Annotated in this window: 18 protein-coding genes and 1 pseudogene; 13 read left to right on the top strand and 6 right to left on the bottom strand. The window is 41.1% G+C overall.

Annotated elements, in window-relative coordinates; genetic code table 11:
- Positions 1 to 145: 145 nt before the first annotated feature.
- From UYK_RS0105925 to UYK_RS0105935, 3 genes are all read left to right on the top strand, one after another.
- Complete coding sequence (locus tag UYK_RS0105925) at positions 146 to 1,042, top strand: ABC transporter permease (protein ID WP_009458478.1); 897 nt, start codon at positions 146 to 148, stop codon at positions 1,040 to 1,042.
- Between the two features lie 123 nt (positions 1,043 to 1,165).
- Positions 1,166 to 1,354: a hypothetical protein gene (locus tag UYK_RS0105930; RefSeq protein WP_009458479.1), complete on the top strand. Its 189-nt coding sequence runs from the start codon at positions 1,166 to 1,168 to the stop codon at positions 1,352 to 1,354.
- Positions 1,355 to 1,584: 230 nt separating this feature from the next.
- Positions 1,585 to 2,472, top strand: a complete 888-nt coding sequence (locus UYK_RS0105935) for an ROK family protein (RefSeq protein ID WP_009458480.1) — start codon at positions 1,585 to 1,587, stop codon at positions 2,470 to 2,472.
- 173 nt (positions 2,473 to 2,645) lie between these two features.
- Here UYK_RS0105935 and UYK_RS0105940 read toward each other — a convergent pair whose 3' ends face one another.
- On the bottom strand, positions 2,646 to 4,838 hold the full coding sequence (locus UYK_RS0105940) for a CHASE2 domain-containing protein (protein WP_026086375.1): 2,193 nt from the start codon (positions 4,836 to 4,838) through the stop codon (positions 2,646 to 2,648).
- 232 nt (positions 4,839 to 5,070) lie between these two features.
- On the opposite strand from UYK_RS0105940, the gene UYK_RS0105945 reads away from it, so the two are divergent.
- From UYK_RS0105945 to UYK_RS0105965, 5 genes and pseudogenes are all read left to right on the top strand, one after another.
- Positions 5,071 to 6,252 (top strand): n-acyl-d-glucosamine 2-epimerase, encoded by a 1,182-nt coding sequence (locus UYK_RS0105945; RefSeq protein WP_009458482.1) that lies wholly within the window; start codon positions 5,071 to 5,073, stop codon positions 6,250 to 6,252.
- 144 nt (positions 6,253 to 6,396) lie between these two features.
- Positions 6,397 to 6,987: pseudogene (locus tag UYK_RS24075) on the top strand (Uma2 family endonuclease).
- Between the two features lie 132 nt (positions 6,988 to 7,119).
- A complete protein-coding gene (locus tag UYK_RS0105955; protein ID WP_009458485.1) occupies positions 7,120 to 8,238 on the top strand; it encodes a phosphotransferase enzyme family protein in 1,119 nt (372 codons plus the stop codon).
- The gene (locus tag UYK_RS0105960; RefSeq protein WP_009458486.1) at positions 8,235 to 8,774 is read left to right on the top strand and encodes a DOMON-like domain-containing protein; all 540 of its coding nucleotides are present in this window, start codon (positions 8,235 to 8,237) and stop codon (positions 8,772 to 8,774) included. Before UYK_RS0105955 ends, UYK_RS0105960 begins: the two co-directional genes overlap by 4 nt.
- Positions 8,775 to 8,822: 48 nt before the next feature.
- Positions 8,823 to 9,248 carry a hypothetical protein gene (locus UYK_RS0105965; RefSeq protein ID WP_009458487.1) on the top strand — a complete coding sequence of 142 codons (426 nt, stop codon included), beginning with the start codon at positions 8,823 to 8,825 and terminating at the stop codon, positions 9,246 to 9,248.
- A gap of 331 nt (positions 9,249 to 9,579) precedes the next feature.
- On the opposite strand, the gene UYK_RS0105970 is transcribed toward UYK_RS0105965, so the two are convergent.
- The 3 genes from UYK_RS0105970 to UYK_RS0105980 all read right to left on the bottom strand — a co-directional run bounded on the left by UYK_RS0105970 (position 9,580) and on the right by UYK_RS0105980 (position 12,559).
- Entirely contained in the window at positions 9,580 to 10,260 is a 681-nt protein-coding gene (locus UYK_RS0105970) for a hypothetical protein (RefSeq protein ID WP_009458488.1), read from the bottom strand.
- Positions 10,261 to 10,350: 90 nt separating this feature from the next.
- The gene (gene acsF / locus UYK_RS0105975; RefSeq protein ID WP_009458489.1) at positions 10,351 to 11,427 is read right to left on the bottom strand and encodes a magnesium-protoporphyrin IX monomethyl ester (oxidative) cyclase; all 1,077 of its coding nucleotides are present in this window, start codon (positions 11,425 to 11,427) and stop codon (positions 10,351 to 10,353) included.
- 472 nt (positions 11,428 to 11,899) lie between these two features.
- A complete protein-coding gene (locus UYK_RS0105980; protein ID WP_009458490.1) occupies positions 11,900 to 12,559 on the bottom strand; it encodes a hypothetical protein in 660 nt (219 codons plus the stop codon).
- 555 nt (positions 12,560 to 13,114) lie between these two features.
- Between UYK_RS0105980 and rpsD the strand changes: the two genes are divergently transcribed.
- The gene (rpsD, locus tag UYK_RS0105985) at positions 13,115 to 13,723 is read left to right on the top strand and encodes a 30S ribosomal protein S4 (protein WP_016871084.1); all 609 of its coding nucleotides are present in this window, start codon (positions 13,115 to 13,117) and stop codon (positions 13,721 to 13,723) included.
- 422 nt (positions 13,724 to 14,145) lie between these two features.
- Positions 14,146 to 14,523: a hypothetical protein gene (locus tag UYK_RS0105990; protein WP_026086376.1), complete on the top strand. Its 378-nt coding sequence runs from the start codon at positions 14,146 to 14,148 to the stop codon at positions 14,521 to 14,523.
- 294 nt (positions 14,524 to 14,817) lie between these two features.
- On the opposite strand, the gene UYK_RS0105995 is transcribed toward UYK_RS0105990, so the two are convergent.
- On the bottom strand, positions 14,818 to 15,036 hold the full coding sequence (locus UYK_RS0105995) for a toxin-antitoxin system HicB family antitoxin (RefSeq protein ID WP_009458493.1): 219 nt from the start codon (positions 15,034 to 15,036) through the stop codon (positions 14,818 to 14,820).
- A 6-nt stretch (positions 15,037 to 15,042) separates the two neighbouring features.
- Positions 15,043 to 15,465: a putative toxin-antitoxin system toxin component, PIN family gene (locus UYK_RS0106000; protein ID WP_009458494.1), complete on the bottom strand. Its 423-nt coding sequence runs from the start codon at positions 15,463 to 15,465 to the stop codon at positions 15,043 to 15,045.
- A 428-nt stretch (positions 15,466 to 15,893) separates the two neighbouring features.
- Between UYK_RS0106000 and UYK_RS0106005 the strand changes: the two genes are divergently transcribed.
- From UYK_RS0106005 to UYK_RS0106015, 3 genes are all read left to right on the top strand, one after another.
- Complete coding sequence (locus UYK_RS0106005; RefSeq protein WP_009458495.1) at positions 15,894 to 17,372, top strand: TIGR04222 domain-containing membrane protein; 1,479 nt, start codon at positions 15,894 to 15,896, stop codon at positions 17,370 to 17,372.
- Positions 17,373 to 17,386: 14 nt separating this feature from the next.
- On the top strand, positions 17,387 to 17,707 hold the full coding sequence (locus tag UYK_RS0106010; RefSeq protein WP_009458496.1) for an NfeD family protein: 321 nt from the start codon (positions 17,387 to 17,389) through the stop codon (positions 17,705 to 17,707).
- A gap of 105 nt (positions 17,708 to 17,812) precedes the next feature.
- Complete coding sequence (locus tag UYK_RS0106015) at positions 17,813 to 19,147, top strand: flotillin family protein (RefSeq protein ID WP_009458497.1); 1,335 nt, start codon at positions 17,813 to 17,815, stop codon at positions 19,145 to 19,147.
- Positions 19,148 to 19,158 lie beyond the last annotated feature (11 nt).

Here is a 19,158-nt window from a genome sequence, read left to right on the forward strand (position 1 = left end):
CGATTACATAAAACATAAATGAAGGTGCGTTACACTTCATTAATGCACCCCACTTTATGCTTGACAAAACAACACTCAAACCCCAACACTCATAACTCAAAATCTGAATTATATAGACGCATCATAGTGCGTCTTCCCCAAACCTATGACTGTTGTAAAAACTCAACTGCCAAGATTTTTAAATTTTGCTAAAAGTCCTAACCTCTCCCAAAAATTAATGGTTGTGGGTTTAGTGATTACTATCTTATTCATATTTTTAGCGTTATTTGCTCCTGTATTTCAGGCTTGGGGATGGCTACAAGACCCCACAGATTTTTTGAGTAACCCCATTCATAGCCCACCGTCAGCCAAGCATTGGTTTGGTACTAGTCGTCTTGGCTATGATGTCTTCTCGCGGACAATATTTGGCATCCAAGCAGCGTTGCAAGTAGTTCTGCTAGCAACAGTCCTAAGTATGATTGTGGGTGTACCTTTGGGAATGGTGAGTGGCTATGTTGGCGGTAAATTAGATAAAACTTTGCTGTTTTTGATGGATAGTATCTACACCTTACCAGGTTTATTGCTTTCGGTAACACTGGCGTTTGTAGTGGGACGGGGAATATTGAATGCTGCGATCGCCATTAGTATTGCCTACATTCCTCAATATTACCGTGTTGTCCGTAATCATACGGTAAGTGTGAAAACAGAAGTATATATTGAAGCAGCCCAAGCGATCGGTGCTAATACCTGGCAAGTTCTTTCTCGCTATCTCTTTTTTAACGTCATTCAAAGCGTACCCGTCCTATTTACCCTCAACGCCGCCGATGCAATTTTGGTGTTAGGTGGTTTGGGATTTTTAGGTTTAGGATTACCCGAAGAAGTACCAGAATGGGGACGCGACTTAAAGCAAGCTTTGGAAGCCCTACCCACAGGCATTTGGTGGACCACCCTCTTCCCTGGCTTAAGTTTAACATTGATGGTTGTAGGGTTATCACTACTGGGTGAAGGGTTAAACGAATTTGTCAATCCGCGTTTGCGGAAAGAAAATGGAATCCGGAAATAGTAATTGGTTGTTAGTTGTTTATTGTTTGTTGTTTGTTCCAACCAACAAGCAACTATCAACCAAGAACACTATATTCGATTTGCTATTCTGGATATTTGTTGTAGTTTTTAGGGAGAGATTTGTGTGAACGATAAACTTTCTTTAGTTGCTGCCACAGCTGGCGGTTTTATGCTTTCCGTTGCTTTAGCTGGTATTTTACGAGGCGGGCCAGTTACATCTTGGCAGGTGCAAGCAAATGTGGGTTCAACTCCAGTTATGTATGTAACTCGAACTACACCATATACAACTGAAATAATTCAAAAACATAGATAAGTCAGCACAAATAAAGCTAACTAGTTGAGGTCGTCATTTATCCTTTGTCATTGATCATTGGTAGTTTTAGGCATGTTTACTTTTTGTAACTCGTGTTATATTTATCCCCGTCGACTTACTTAGAAGCACAGATAGCCGTTGGTTGTTGTTCGTTGATTGTTGTTTGGACAACTAACCATTAACCACTAACCACTAACCACTAACCACTAACCACTAACCAAAAAAGTGTAGTGACACCAGAAGTAATTGGTATTGACTTGGGGGGAACGGCAATTAAGCTGGGACGGTTTAGATCTGATGGCACTTGCCTAAAATCCTTAACTGTAGCAACTCCCCAACCAGCAACCCCAGAAGCAGTTATAGCAACAATGGTAGATGCGATCGCCCAATTAGATCCACTGAGCGAGGCTGTTGCGATTGGTGTTGGTACTCCTGGTCCTGCGGATGCAACTAGGCGCATTGCCAAATTCGCTATTAACCTGCCAGGATGGGTTGATGTCCCCCTTGCGGACGCTTTAGAAGCGAAAGTTGGCAAACCAACGATTCTCGATAATGATGCCAATTGTGCAGGTTTAGGAGAAGCTTGGTTAGGAACAGGTCGCCAGTTTCAAAATTTCATTTTATTAACTTTGGGGACTGGCGTTGGTGGGGCAATTTTTATTAATAATAAATTATTTGTTGGACATTACGGCGCTGCTGGGGAGTTGGGTTTAATCACATTTAACCCAGATGGGCCCATGTGTAACAGTGGTAACAAGGGTTCGTTAGAACAGCATGTTTCAATTACAGCAATTCGTCGCCGCACTGGAAAAGAACCATCAGAATTAAGCGTGTTGGCACAATCTGGAGACGCCGCCGCCTTAAAATTTTGGCAAGAATACGGTAGAGACTTAGGTATTGGTTTAACAAGTTTAATTTACGTACTGACACCACAAGCGATTATTATTGGTGGGGGTGTTAGTGCTAGCGCTGAGTTTTTTTTACCAGCTGCCAAAGCAGAAATTGAAAAACGAGTCTTACCCACATCTCGCGTGGATTTACAAATCTTGCCAGCCGCATTAGGAAACTCTGCGGGAATGCTGGGTGCAGCGAGGTTAGCGTGGGGGATGGTGGGGTGATGGGGAAGGAGGACAAGGAGGAAAAGGGGGACAAGAGAGATGGGTAAGTGTGGGGAGTGGGTATTGGAAATAACTAACAATCAACCACTAACCAATGTACAGAGGTGCAATGGCACGTCTCTACAACAACCAACAACCAAAAATCAACCACCAACAATCAACCACCAACCAACTTATTCAATTTTTTGCAAATCTTGTAAAACTTCAGCAGCAGATTGATAGCGATCGCTAAAGTGATAATGCACCATTTTATCCAAAATTTCTGCTAATTTCTCGCTTACTTTTACTCCATGACGCCATTCGACAGTACCAGTTTCTGGATGAGGATGAAGTTCGTGCGGTGGTATCCCGGTAATTGCTTGAATGGCAATCATTCCCAAAGCATAAATATCACTGGATAACCGAGGATGACCAGCAAATTGTTCTGGTGGTGCGTAACCACGTGTGCCAATGGCTACTGTGGCTAATTCCGTTTGTTCACTAGATTGTGGTTGCATCATCTTCACTGCACCAAAATCAATTAGCACCAAGCGATTATCTGTATCGCATCTAATAATATTACTTGGTTTGATATCGCGGTGAATTACACGATGTTCATGAACAAATGCTAATACTTCTAATATCCCTTTGAGCATTTCGATGACTTCAGATTCAGTTTTGATATTGTGATGTGGTGGTAATTCCTCACTAAGTGCATGTCCCGAAATATATTCTTGTACTAAATAGAATTCGTTATTCTCTTCAAAATATGCTAACAATTCTGGAATTTGATTATGCTTACCTAAAACTTCTAAAATTTCTGCTTCTGCATCAAATAATCTTCTGGCAACTTGCATAAATCTTGTATCTCGTCGGGCTGGCATTAGTTGTTTGACAACACAAATAGGATTGCCAGGGCGTTGGTTATCTTTTGCTAAATAAGTACAACCAAATCCACCCGAACCAAGTACTTTATTAATTTGATAACGCCCACCTAAAATAAAGTCACCAGTGGCTTTTTCTGTATTATCAACTGTTGCTCCAGAATGAACGTGTTTGTCATAAATACGTGTAGTTTCTTTTAACAGTGTATTTAATTGTTCTATGGCTTCTTTTTGTTTTTCAACTTGTAAAACAATTATTTTTGTTTGTTGTTGAGTTTGGTAAGTACTGTAAGCCATAACACTAACACCACTCAACACCAAAGTCACAGCAGGAGGTATAACTGGCAACCACGCCCCCTGTAAAAATAGTAAATAACAAACACCCACCAAACTACCCAAGGACACACTACCAGCCAAACCTAGACGTAGGGGATATCGCAAATGCCATGCTAAAACACCTCCCACTATCGACCATCCCCATACCCAAACAGCTTCAGCCCAGTTTGGTAAGTACCAAATTAGATGGCGATCGCTCAATACTGTACTGATAATCTGACTCGCCACCTGTGCATGAATATAAACAGGTGCTATCCTTTGCGGATACTTAGATGAACCACTGTATGGTGTATAAAAGCCTGGATGAACACTACGGGCAGTAGTACCAATAATGACGAGACGGTCTTTAATCCAATTAGGATCTACTTTGCCCTCTAAAACTTCTGTGAGAGTGACTTGTTTGGCAAACTGAGAAGGATCACGGTAATTTAGTAGAATTTGATAACCTGCTGCATCTATATTTTCATAACCACCTGCATCTTCTGATAAACGTGGAAATAGATTTTTACCTATATAAAAATGGCTTATATCCGTGAAATGAGATTTAATACCTTGTCTTTCTAGGTAATGAATTGCTAATAAAGCAGCGAAGGAAAATTTTGTTTGACATTTTTTGTCATTGGAAGCAGCAAATAACAAACTGCGACGGACAATCACATCTTCATCGTCAGAAATTACATCACTAAAGCCGACTTGGTCAATGGGGAAATTTGGTGGTGGGGGAATTTCTGGGCTGCCCATACTGCTGAAGGTGCAGTAAGTGATCACATTATCTAGATTTTGCAGACCAGCCCCTAAATTTTTTTGTTTGGAACGATCAATACTTAAACCAATAACCCGTGGTTGATAAGACTGGATTTTGATTAATAGCCGATTGATGATCTCATCTGGTAGGGAAAAATCTTGTGACCCCAAATCTTCTTCAGTGATAGTAACTAATAACAGATGAGGATCTGGTGGTTCAGCAGGACGTAGCCTGATCATTTGGTCGTAAGCGGCTAATTCCCAAGTTTGCAACCATTTCAGATGCCGAACTCCTAGCACTAAAATAGTAACTCCTACACTGGTGATCAAAACAGTTTGCAGCCAGCTGCGGCTGCTATTGTCCTGAGGGAGTCTATCTTTTGTCGCAAAAGCGGTGCGGAGTTTCCTAAATAGTGTAATCACGGCTTGGTGGCGATCGCCCAAATGTGGTAGATGGTGCAAACAGGGAATGAGAAATTGTCCCAAGTACTTATCAATGTAGCAATTAGTGAGTGGTTAGCGATTGTTGGTTATTTAACACTTCACAGTCGTTGTACGTGATTTCGCAAATTCTCTTCATCGTTAACTTGTAGCCCATCCATAGGAAGGCGATAATTGTCACTGTTGGTTTTGGTACACAAGGGGAAGAAATACTATGGGTTACAACTTGAACGCCCTAGCAGAACTTTACAAAAATACTCTCCTTGGCGATATACTTCCTTTTTGGGAAAAACATTCTTTGGACTGGGAGTACGGCGGTTATTTGACCTGCCTAGATCGTGAGGGCAAAGTTTACGATCCAGACAAATTTATCTGGCTGCAAAACCGCCAAGTATGGACTTTTTCGATGCTTTGTAATCAGCTAGAAAAACGCGACAATTGGTTAAATATTGCTCGCAACGGTGCTAATTTTCTCGCCCAACATGGTAGAGATGCTGATGGTAACTGGTACTTTGCACTTACTCGGGCAGGTGAACCACTAGTGCAGCCCTATAATATCTTTTCTGATTGCTTTGCGGCAATGGCATTTAGTCAATATGCCCTCGCTAGCGGTGAAGATTGGGCAAAAGATGTGGCAATCCAAGCTTACAATAACGTTTTGCGGCGGAAAGATAATCCCAAAGGTAAATATACCAAAACCTATCCCGGCACACGCCCGATGAAATCTTTAGCTGTGCCGATGATTTTGGCTAACCTAACTCTAGAAATGGAATGGTTGCTATCTAGTGAAATTCTGGAAAATGTTTTAGCTGCAACTGTTCGGGAAGTAATGACTGATTTTTTAGATCAAGAAAAGGGACTAATGTACGAAAGTGTTGCTCCCGATGGATCACATATTGATTGTTTTGAGGGACGGTTAATTAATCCCGGTCATGGTATTGAAGCGATGTGGTTTATTATGGACATTGCCCGTCGCCAAAATGATACTAAAACTATTAATCAAGCTGTTGATGTGGTGTTAAATATTCTCAATTTTGCTTGGGACGATGAATATGGTGGTTTGTATTATTTTATGGATGCAGACGGTCATCCTCCACAACAACTGGAATGGGATCAAAAGCTGTGGTGGGTGCATTTAGAATCATTGGTTGCGTTGGTAATGGGTTATCGTTTGACAGGGCGGGAAGCATGTTGGCAATGGTATCAAAAAGTACATGATTACGCTTGGTCGCACTTTGCCGATCCTGAATTCGGTGAGTGGTTTGGTTATCTCAATCGGCGTGGGGAAGTGCTATTGAATCTTAAAGGTGGCAAGTGGAAGGGATGTTTTCATGTGCCACGTGCTATGTATCTTTGTTGGCAGCAGTTTGAGGCGTTGAGTTCGCAGTCGGTTTAGCCAGGAGTGTGCTTTAAACGCACCAGGTAGCAGAAGTTTACGCAAAGGGACGCAGAGTGTTAGTTAGAGTTACTGGGTTTTGTGTTCTGTTTAGCCTATGTTGGGAAGCTAGAGTAAAAACAGATTTATCTGATGGGTGTTTTTATGAATGTTGTTACATCGAAGCGATTCACAATTGACGAATATCATCGGTTGATTGAACTTGGATTTCTGAGGGAGGACGATCACATTGAGTTAATTCGCGGAGAATTGATCCAAATTACTGCAAAGGGAAGACCACACAGAGTTTGTAATTCTATTTTGTGCCGTCAACTAGATCGAATTTTAGGCGATCGCGCTGTCATTCGTTGACAAGATCCGATTACACTACCAAATCAAAGTGAACCAGAACCAGATGTCGTGATTGCACGTGGAAAAGATGAGGATTATCTGGCTCATCATCCTTACCCCGAAGATATTTTTTTGGTTGTCGAAATTTCAGATTCTACACTGATATATGACCAAACAAATAAGTTAGAACTATACGCCGAAGCCGGAATTTCTAATTATTGGATTGTGGATTTAAATACTCGTCAATTAGAGCGTTACAAAGAGCCTTATCAAAATATTCAAGGTAAGTATAATTATCTGAGCAAACAAATTTCTCTGGCGAATGAATCTGTTCCTATTCCTGGGTTTGAAGATATGTTATTGGATTTGAGTCGGATTTTTCCAATGGGTGATGTTGTTGAGTAACTATTTAGACAGATAAAGAGTTTGTTATGGGAGCGTCGGACTTGCAACAGATTTATACAAACCTGGTGTGACACTTACGCTAATATATCCCCTATTGCCTTTGTGCAATTATGTGGGGAGTTGTACAAGAATATGAGCGAGTATCTCAAAACACAGAACACAGACAATCTTGTTAATATTGCTGATCAATTTACTCTTCAGAGAAAGGTTACGACTGTTCAGTCATTTGGAAGTGGTAATATAAATGACACTTTTCTGGTTACACTAGATTCTCCAGAGGAAAAGCATTTTGTCCTGCAACGCATCAATACGAAGGTATTCCGTCAGCCACAGTTGATTATGCAGAACATGTGTACTTTCACTGAACATGTTCGCATGAGGTTACAGCATAGCCCCTTAAACCGTCGCTGGGAAGTGCCGCGTGTACTATTGACAAAGGATGGTCAAGACTATTGCAGAGATACTAAAGGCTCGTTCTGGCGGGCAATTAGTTTTATTGCAGACTCGCAATCTTTTGACACGATGCAAAATACGGAACAAGCCAAAGAAATCGGCTATGCTTTGGGGATGTTCCACAATTTGATCAGCGATTTGCCTCCAGAAAGACTCGCCGACACCCTCGAAGGTTTCCATATTACGCCGCTCTACCTCCAACACTACAACGAAGTTTTAGCAAAAACTAGCCCGTGTCAATCCCCGGAAGTCAATTATTGCTTACAGTTTGTGAGCGATCGCCAAAATTTTGCCCATGTTTTGGAAAATGCCAAAGCTACAGGTAAACTGCCTTTGCGTCTGATGCACGGCGACCCCAAAATCAATAATGTCATGTTTGACACTAGTACTAATCAAGCTGTGAGTGTCATAGACCTCGATACTGTTAAGCCTGGTTTGGTACATTACGACATTGGCGATTGTTTGCGATCGGGCTGTAATCCTGCTGGAGAAGAGACAGAAGAATGGGAGAGCGTTTATTTTGATACTGATATATGCCAGACAATTTTACAGGGTTATCTTTCTGTTGCCCAAGCATTTCTAACCGAAAATGACTATACATATATGTACGACGCCATCCGTCTGATTGCCTTTGAATTAGGACTGCGATTCTTTGCTGATTATCTAGCTGGAAATGTTTATTTCAAAGTCAAGTACCCAGAACACAACTTGGCGAGGGCGCTTGTCCAGTTTAAGTTAACCGAGAGTATTGAATCTCAGGAAGCAAACATTCGCAAAATTATTCGAGACGTGAAATGAATAAGCAAAAATTTTCCCTGCAACCTTTCCCCACTGACAAGTCGCTGCCTAATTTACAAATCACAGGCAATATTAGGCGATATGGTAATCAACTGAGTCTGTGCTACACACTTTCTGGTGACTTAGAAGAAATTGCGATCGCCCCACTATCAAATACACCTCAACGCAAGCATGAACTTTGGGAAGACACCTGCTTTGAGTTCTTTTTGGGTATCAAAAACTCACAACAGTATTGGGAATTCAACCTTTCCCCGGCTGGACACTGGAATATTTATCGTTTTAATGGGTATCGTCAAGGTATGCAAGAGGAAACAGCTTTTACAACCCTGCCGTTTATTGTTCAGAATCAATCAGATACTTTTGTGCTTGCTTTAAATATGGATTTGAGTGGTATCGTCTTAGAAGAGCAAGGCCTTGAAGTTGCAATTACCACTGTAATTAAACACAGAGATGGTGAAGTGAGTTATTGGGCGTTGACTCATCAGGGGAAAGAGGCCGATTTTCACCTACGAGATAGTTTTATGATTGAGTTATGAATTAGAGAAATCATACTTTACATACAATAAATAATTTTGTGTTAAATAGTGCGAGATATTTTTATCATTGAGTTGAATGAACGAGTAGGGCAAGGACATTACTTAGTCATTGGCGTATTTGCTCATCGCCGAGATGCAGAAGCAGCGCTCATGGAACTGAGAGACTCTGGATTTCCCATGAACCAAGTATCTCTAATCGCTAAGGATAGTGGCGATCGCTATACGGGCGATCGCTTCAACAGAGGTGACTATTTGGTAATGATAGATGGCACTGATGAGCAAATCCATCGTGCAGAAGCAATTTTGAAGCGTCGAGGAATTGCAGACTTTGACATCTTTGATGCTACCGATATGAACTGTACGCATCACGCAGCATCAGTTACCGATACTAGTCAAACTAGTTATTCACCGGAATTAGGAGTGGAGGAACCTAAGGTCATTATTATTGACCGTCGGGACGAAACATTTAAATAAAAGGAACTAAGGAAATAGGAAATTGGGGAGAACAACTAGTAATTAAGAATTGAGAATAAAGTTCTTTCTATTATTTTCTATTTCCTACCTTTGAAAGTTACTCTTTTCACTCAAATATTTTGTTTTTCATGTCTTGTATTACTATTAAAAACTAAACAAATGAACAAGCTACCTTTTTTCTTAATCAGTGGTCTTTTAATATTTACTGTTATGGCAAAGTTTTGCACGGACCGCCAGTTAAAGATTTAGAAAGTTACGGTAAATAGTATGAGGTGGGGAGTAGTGAACAACCAACTACCAACAACTAACCACTAACCTTTGATCCTTAACATTATGGCATCCACTGTAAAACCACTCCTACACTACTATCTTGATATTGCCGTGAAGTTTGTTGCTTAAAACCAGTAGATAGGCGTAGATTGCGAGTTATAGCATAACCAATTGCAGCCGCTGTTAAACCCACTTCTTCTTCACTACCAGCAGACACCCAACTTTGAGTTACAGAAATATCTGCCGCACCACCACGAGATAATACCAATAGCAACTTGATACCTACATTTACCCCATCTGTAGAATAATCATTAGTTCGTAAATTCTGATAACCTAGCAACGGTGCAAAGTTAACATAGCTACCTAAAGGACGTAGATAATAATATAAATTACCACCATAAGACTCATACTTACCATTGAATGCTGATTCATACTCAGCACCCACCGTCAAACCACTCCGACCGATAAATACATCTTCTACACCAAAAATTATTCCCCCTCCCTGTTCCCCAGAATAGCCTAGCCGTACCTTCGTACGAAAACTGGGATCATTCTGAATTTCCTCCAAAACATTCGGTACTTCCCGTCGCCAGCGCTGCAAAACAGGACTCTTTTTAATCACCTCTGGACTCAAATCCAAATCTTGGGCAGAATTACTAGGAGTTTCACACAAACCAGGGTTAGCTACCAAAAGCAAACTCATACCCAATCCAACACAAAAAATAGACAACTGACCTCTCATTCCTTGGCGTCCTCGGCGTCATGGCGGTTAATAAAAAAAGTGGTCCTGTCTTCAGCAGAACCACTTAATTTTTAGCAAAACCTAGAGAATTTAGCGCACAGTACCCTCTGCAACAGTTGCGTCAATGGGCTTCATTAAATACAAGCGCAGAGTTTGCCAACCATTGGAAATGTAATAAGGTAGCTTTTGGAAGAACTGTAAAAACTTAGGAGTATTAGAATTAGCGATCGCTGTCAATTTCTCATTATTCTTAACACAAATTTCCAAGCGATCGTAAAACTCCGGATTATTAACATCCAGCATTACTGGGAATACCCGTCCAGCAGTTTCGTTGGTCTTCTTAATCACATACTTGTCATACTCGCGCGCATCCAACCCAATAGCAGCATAGAAGTCTTTACGCTGAATATCGTTGAGATACATCGTCGCAAACACCGACAACAAGAAGAACCGACACCACAACCGCGCCTTCCAGTCATTTAATATTTGCGGCTGCGCTCTCATCACAGCATCAAAGAAATCCCCATGACGGTTTTCATCCTGACACCAATTTTCAAACCAGCGGAAAATAGGATAAATTCGGTCTTCTGGATGGGCTTCCAGATGACGATAAATAGTGATATAACGCCAATAACCAATCTTTTCAGAAAGATAAGTCGCGTAGAAGATAAACTTCGGCTGGAAGTAGGTGTAATTTTTGCTCTTAGTCAAAAATCCTAAATCCAGAGACAGATTAAAATCTGCCAATGCTTTATTCAAAAAACCAGCATGACGTGCTTCATCCCGCGACATCAGGGCGAAACACTCTGCCAAGACAGGGTTTTTGTCCTTGAGGCGACGGCTAAGTTCTTTGTACAGCAAAAAGCCAGAAAATTCTGCTGTACAAGAACGCTCTAAAAATTCAACAAATAAGCGGCGAGTATCCCCGTCAATGTGATCCCAGGATTGTTCAAACTCCTCATCCCGAACAAAGTGATGGCGGTTGTAGTCAGCGCGGAACTCTTCTAGGATGGCTCTTAACTCATCTTCGTTGACGGAGATATCCATCTGCGCCATCGCATCAAAGTCTGTGGTGTAAAACCGTGGTGTTAACAGGGTTTCTTTTGCCGGGACTTTAATTCCTGGACGCAATTCTTCAAAACCTGGTTTTTTTAGGGAATCTACCATGTTGTGATTACTCTTGTGTTTTTTATTGTTCAATGCCCTAGAAAGCCAAGGTTTTTGCTTTCAGGCGGTGCAACAGACAGAATAATGCATTTTGTGTATTAAAAATCAGTCTATCAAGGCATGGCGTGACAGGAGAGGGATAAAACATTAAGAGTTGCAACAAATTGGGGGGATTGGGGTTAGGGATTGGTGAATAACTTTGTCCTTGAATATACTCGAATTCCGAAAATCGCTAATACGCTAATACACTGAGGATATGATCTTCAACAGGTAAAACGTATTAAATCGCTACACAAAGTCAATGGTCAAGATCCCAAAAATCTTTAGATGAAGATTTTAATCCCACCTTATATTGGAAAGGGGGAAAAGAATTTTTATGAGTGCTTTCCATTTAACCTTTACCTTTTACCCCACACGGTATACAGCCCCTATTGTTTATATGGGGTTTCTTTTACTATTTTCCCATCTTCCTTCATTGGCGGTTTTGGTTGTTAGGAATTGGTTGAGTTTGAAAAGAAGGCTGAAAAATTGTGTTATCTGTTCTGTTAGCAGGTATAAAAGTAGGTGAATAGCCACTAACATAATTGCTGGCATCAATACAGGTATTTATAGCTTGAGTAGGCGCTAAATTTTCAATTTGCAATCGCAAACCCACAACGCATTGAGCATAGCGCCTTGGTAATAAACTCAAACCGCAATTGCTTAAAATTGTTCTGTTCAATAACTGTTTATCGAGAACTTGGTTCCCAGTTTCAGTATTTTTACTGATGCCAACTACACACGCGCCTACATCTTCAGGGCGCCACGCCCGTATGCAGGTAGATAGTGCATCTACCGCAGCTATTTCAGTCTCATCTTCAATTTCAGCTACACAAGAGGACAAATCTCTGGGACGCAATGCCCTTGCACAAGCGCTTGCTGCTGCGTCCGCAGTGATGCCTGCCTTGAGGAGTCGAGAGGCACACGCCCTGTAATCACCTGTGCTAACAGCGATCGCACTTGTACCAGGTAAAAAACTTATTCCTAACCATCCCATCACAACCAATGCTGGTGCGGCGATTCCAGTACTCAATTTTTGTTTAGCTTTGAGCATGTTTTTGTATAAATAGTTACTGTTTTTCTTGAAAGACATTTCCGTTCCACTCCAATCACGCAAAGTTATGCTATCTCATCTTCAAAGTTTGTTCTCATTCATTTTGGCAGGAAGCCTTATCAATTAAAAATTAAAAGTTGGTAAGAGGGACAAGGAAGATAAGGAGGACTAGGGAGAAATAATGAATCCCTGATCTCCGATCACCAATCACGCCTAATTGCTTGTATAATATCTTGTGGAGTTAGCGAAAATGTCTTGGCTGCTGGCATTTAGCGCTACCGTAGAGGCTTGAAACTCAAGCAGTGACTAACGGTAAGGCGCGCGATCGCAACTAAAAGCTTGAAATAACAAGTACAGTACGGCGAGACACGCCGGAACTGACTCTGAAGCAATCAGAGTGAAAGCTTGGAAACAGAAGCAACTTCATTTAAATTCAGCAAACAGTGATCAATATACTGATAACTGCTAAGTGATAACTGAGTAACTGTGAAAATTTAGCTTCTGTAAACCAAGAATCTCTAGCACTTTTGGGTAGGGAATGTCAAAATGATATGTCTGGGTAACAGTTGAAATTAGGATTAGATTAGGAAGCTCATGTCCCGATACAGAGGACCACGACTAAGAATTACACGTCGCCTGGGTGAATTGCCAGGACTAACTCGTAAAAGCGCCAGACGCTCTTATCCTCCTGGTCAACACGGTCAGAACCGTAAGAAGCGCTCTGAATACGCTATCCGTCTTGAAGAAAAACAAAAACTCCGTTTTAACTACGGTTTGACAGAAAAGCAGCTGTTGCGGTACGTACGGAAAGCCAGACGTGTAACTGGTTCTACCGGACAAGTGCTACTGCAATTGCTAGAAATGCGCTTGGATAATACGGTTTTCCGCTTGGGTATGGCTCCCACTATTCCAGCAGCACGCCAATTGGTAAACCACGGCCATATCACAGTCAACGGTCGCGTTGTGAATATTCCCAGTTACCAGTGTCGTCCGGGGGAAGTTATTGCTGTGAGAAATAGAGAAGCATCCCGGAAACTAGTGGAAACTAACTTACAATATCCCGGTCTAGCTAACCTTCCCAGTCATCTTGAATTTGACAAAAACAAGATGGAAGGTAAAGTCAACAGTGTCATTGAACGTGAATGGGTGGCACTAAGTATCAACGAGTTGCTTGTGGTTGAGTACTACTCACGAAAAGCGTGATATATTCCCAACGCCAACTGCATTTGCAGTATGGCGTGGGTTTATATGAAAAATTTCTCTTTTAAGCATTAAGGACGGATACTCCCGCCCCATTTTTATATTGATTCATGAAAATTTTGCTGCTAATTGACATTTTACGAGCATAATTTGTCATCGCTTTTTACATTTCTGAGTTTTGGATAAGTAAGAATTCATCATTCGCGTCATCGAAAATAAATATTGCTGAGTTGTGGAATTAGTACTAAGAACGGAATGTTTCCAGACTTTAGATGAGTAACAAGAAGCTGTGTGGAAACAGTTAGGTAAATTGACTATTTCTAAATCAAAAATTGTTTGGCTCATCCTAACAGGTGATGGCAATTAAATCTTCTTGTCGATATCTTAAAAGTACCAGGAGTTTTATAACTCTGGAGACTAATATGATGAAAAAGATAATTATGACAAGTCTAGTAGCTTTAATGAGCGCTACTAGTTTTCTCCTCAATGATCAACCAGCTCAAGCTCATCGACGCTATCGGTATTATGACACCTATCCTTTTTATCCATTGAACTATTGTTATCCGATAACCCATTGGCTTGTTGATGAAGATCCAGCCTATCATCCCCAAGCTTACGCTGATGGGTATCGCCAAGGACGTGAGAATGCTAAAAAGGGGAAAGAGTACAAGCCACGCACAGCGGGCGGTGAATTTGCACGTGGTTTTGATGATGGTTATTACGGAAGGAAATTTGCTGGTCAGAAAAATATTGTTCCGAACGTATATAGACCATATACCACAACTGATTGTGGTTGGTTTTAATTTTGGTGTGACTTGTTCCTTAACTACCAGAAACAACAGCTTTTAGAAGAAATACATCTTCTCTGACAAGAGTCACAGTAAGGAATGACCTGTGTCATTAACTTATGAGAGGTTTGTAGTGAGCTATTTCTCGCTGAATTTAAAGGGCTAAAGTCCTGACTACGAACTTTCACAACTAATCAAAACTGTCTACATCACGTTAGCCTATTTATTTTCCCAAGCGATCGCACTTTTGATGATGGGGTGATGTGGGCGATTATCCTGGTTAGTATTTCTGTCATCGCCCTAAAAGCTCTATTCTGTCAGAGCATCAAGTTTAGTTAGTATTCTTAAGCCTTCTTTTGGGTCGCCAGTCGCAGCCATTGCTTTAAATCTTGTATAGGCATCAAATTCTGCTAAAGCTATGGTAGAAAGTTCTTCAATCAGCTTATTGACACTTATACCTTTGGCTTGAGCAAGTTCTTTCAATCTGTTATGCTTATCGTCTGGTAAACGAATAGTTAAAGTTGCCATTTTTGTTTAACTCCTAATAATTTCTTCGGGTTTTAATATTGATAAGTTAGGAAATAACAATTCAGCATTTTGGAAATCTTTGACATTGTGAGTGGCAATAATTTGAGCATTCCCCGCCACTGCTAATTCAATTAAGTGATTGTCAGCTTCGTCTTTTAAATTCGGTCGCCATAGATAGTAGATATAGACCCATTGACTGACGCTCATAAATGATGCTAGTAAAGCCGAAATTTCTTCACTCGTTAATGGGCATTTGGCGAGAATTTCTGAGCGCTGAATGACTGATTCATACTCAGAAAATAAAGTATTTCCCATCAAAGGCTGATATTCTCTTTTCAAGCAGCGTCGAATGAGTTCTCGGCTGGAACCTTGAGAGCTAATCAGCGCACTAATAAAAACGCTGGTATCAATTACGATTTTAATCGCCATGTAAACATGGTAGCATATACGCTATCATAAAATTTTTAGTTAAAAGACTCAAAAGCGATCGCATTTATGGTGATAGGGCGATGTGGGCGATAGTCCAACTAAACGACACCGTTCTTCTAATATCCTTCTATCTCGAAGCAAACAGACCTGTAATAAAGCTTTCAGCTTCAAAAGTTAAATAAATTTATAGAAAAAAGCATATATTTTAGCTAGCTCTTCTTAGTTATGCAAAAATCAAGGTTGTTCGTTGATAAAAGCTAGCGTTTTTAAACGCAGAGGGGCGCAGAGTCAGCGCAGAGGTACGCAAAGTCTTTTTATTGTAAATTTATGTAAACACAACAATAAATTTTTCCTGTTCAAACTGAAGAACCTATAGAAGCAAGGCTAACCAGTAGGAGAGTTCTGTGAATAGTGGGTGACAGGAAACGATGAACATTGAACAAGCAAAATTATATACACGGATTCAAGAGTTTTCCTTAGACGAAAATGATGCTATTTATCCGTTCAGCAAGAAACTAGCTAAGGAAAATGGTTGGAGTGCTGAATATACAAAACGGGCAATTGAGGAGTATAAAAAGTTTGCTTTTTTAGCGGTAGTTGCTGGACATACGGTGGTTCCATCAGAACAAGTTGATCAAGTTTGGCATCTGCACTTAACTTATACACATTCTTATTGGGACGAATTTTGTGCAAAAGTGTTACAAACACCGCTGCATCACAACCCAACTCGGGGTGGTAGTGTTGAACTTCGTAAATTCCAAGATTTGTATATCAAAACTTTGGTAAGTTACGAGCGTTTTTTTAGGCAAACTCCACCACTAGATATTTGGCCATTACCACATATTCGTTTTAGTATTGATACGCATTTTGTGCGGGTGAATACTCAGGAAAATTGGGTTTTACCGAAAAATTTAGTGAAGTTGCCAAAGATAAGTATAACTCGTTTGTCACTGCGCCCTACAGGAAATTTATCGTTAATTTGGCTACACCTATTTTCTTTGGGATTAATAGTAGCAAACAACCAGCCAGCCTTAGCAGCTTCTATTGCCAATCCCCTGAATTTAAGCGGCCCTGATTTCCTCTGGTTTTACTTTTTGACGGTAGTTTTTACTTTTGTCATAGCTAGAAGTTTGCGTTGGTTTTTAAGTATATCTGCTAATAGTTCAGGTAGTGAATGTGGCTCTCTCAATGGTTATGAATTAGCATATTTGACTGGTGGTGCATACCGGGCAGTAGATGCTGCGATCGCTAAACTTGTTCAAGACAAGTATCTCACAGTTTCGGCGACAAAGCGGACTTTGCAGTTGGAAAATACTCTATCTGCTAATAGTCATCCTTTAGAAAAATCAATCGCAGAAGCAATTACTGAGGAAAGCGTCAGTGGTACGAATTATGCTCCTATTGAAACTATTCGCAAAAGAGCCATATCTGCAACAAATTCAATTAGGCGAAACTTGGAAAACCAAGGTTTGCTAGTTAGCGATCGCCAAGCGAAGATAATTCAATTTGCGACTGCAATACCCGTCTTAGCAGTACTGCTATTGGGAATCAGCAAAATCTTTGTGGGACTTTCCCGAGGGAAACCTGTAGGTTTTTTAATTGGAATGTGCATTGTGACGGCGATTTTGGCGTTCTTGCTATTGCCAAAACCACACCGCACTCGATTTGGCGATCGCACCGTCAATTACTATCGCTCATCTTACTCCCCTACCTCATCTGACATTGCATTCGGTGTAGCTTTGTTTGGTAGTGCAGTCTTGGTAGGTTCTTTAGCAGATTTAAAACAAGCCCTCGTACCACCAACTACTAGTAGTGGTGATGTTACCAGTGGTGTTGGTGGTGGTTGTGGTGGTGGCGGTGGTTGCGGTGGTGGCTGTGGTGGTGGTTGTGGCGGCTGTGGTGGTTAATTTGAAATAGTTGTATGAAAAATTCCATCTTGATAATTACTGGTATTGCAGTCGCCTTGGGGATTTTGGCTGGTGCGTTTATAGTTGTATTGATTTTTTTGCAACGGCGACGCCTCGCAGTCGATAGCCTTGTACGCACGGATAATATTGTCGGTTGTTACGGAACCGTGGAAATTCCTCTCAACCGCAGCAGCCCGGGAAAAATCCGCGTTAATCTCAAAGGTTCCTTAGTAGATTTTGTCGCCCTCACCGATGAAACTCAACAATTTCACCAAGGCGATCGCGTTGTTGTTGTGAGGATGAAGGGTAATAAGGTGTGGGTGGTGGGGGTGTGAGGGTGGGGAGTGTGGGGAGATTTCGGGTTCAAGATTAGAAGTTTATAGTTCAAACCCAGAACTTCCAAGATTGTGAATCGGTTAACTACCAACTAACAACTAACAATGAAAACTATCACAACTGTACAAGTCGGACAAATTCCAGCTGATCGGCCTGTCACAACAAATAAAGATAATGGGATAGAAGGACTAATATTTACTAGTCTTCCCATTGCTGCTTCTATTTTTGGTGCTATTGCTATTGTCTGGTTTTTGAAGTCGTTTTTGTGTATTTGCAAGCCTAATGAAGTTTTGATTCTTTCGGGGCGCAAGTGGCGAAATAAAGATGGACAACAAGTAGGTTATCGAGTATTGGTAGGTGGACGTGCGATCCGAATTCCGATTGTGGAAACTGTCAAGCGGATGGATGTGACGACAATGCCAGTGCGCGTAGAGGTACGGAACGCCTATGCTAAAGGGGGGACACCTTTAAATATTCAAGCGATCGCCAATGTGAAAATTTCCACTGATCCGGCGGTAGTAGGTAATGCGATCGAACGTTTTTTAGATCGCGATCGCTCAGAATTAGCACGTGTTTCTCGCGAAACTCTAGAAGGATATTTGCGGGGTGTTGTGGCTACCCTCACACCAGAAGAACTCAACGAAGATAGACTGAGTTTTGCCGAACGCATCGCTTCTGATGTCAGTCGTGATTTAGCAAAACTGGGATTACAACTCGATACTTTAAAAATTCAAAGTGTTTCTGATGATGTAGATTATCTCAAATCCTTGGGACGCAAGCAAATAGCCTTGATTTTGAGGGATGCAGAAATTGCCGAATCAGATGCGATCGCTCAAGCAGAACAAGTGGAAGCCCAATGTGAAGAACAAGCCCAAGTTGCTAAAACCCAAGACAGAATCATTGTTTTGGAAAAAGAAAACGAACTGCGTAAAATCAAAGCCAAATTAGAACAAACAGCCCGTTCCGAAGAAGAAATCACTAAAGCCGCAGCCCAAGAAAAGAAAGCTAAAGCCGAACAAGCACTGCAAGCATTACGGGCAGAATTAGAACGTCTGCGTTTAGAAGCAGATACAGTTTTACCAGCTCTGGCTCAATCTCAAGCCCAAGAACTCCAAGCCAGAGGTGAAGCCGCCGCTTTGGAAGAAAATGCGAAAGCAGCAGCCTTAGTCAACGATATTCTTTCCCAAGTTTGGCAGCAAACAGGAACAGAAGCTGGCAAATTGTTCTTAATTCAACAAATTGAAATGGTATTACAAGAAGCAGTGCAAATTCCCCAGCGAATTCAAATCGATAAAGTGAATGTGATTGACAACGGTGATGGTAAGTCTTTGGCTAGTTTGGTGAATGTTTATCCAGAGATTGTGTTGCAGTTTTTAGAGAATGTGAATCGGACTTTGGGGATTGATGTGAGGGGGACTTTGAATGAGCAAAATAATTAATTTGAGAAAAC

Source organism: Fischerella thermalis PCC 7521 (assembly GCF_000317225.1).
Lineage (GTDB): Bacteria > Cyanobacteriota > Cyanobacteriia > Cyanobacteriales > Nostocaceae > Fischerella > Fischerella thermalis.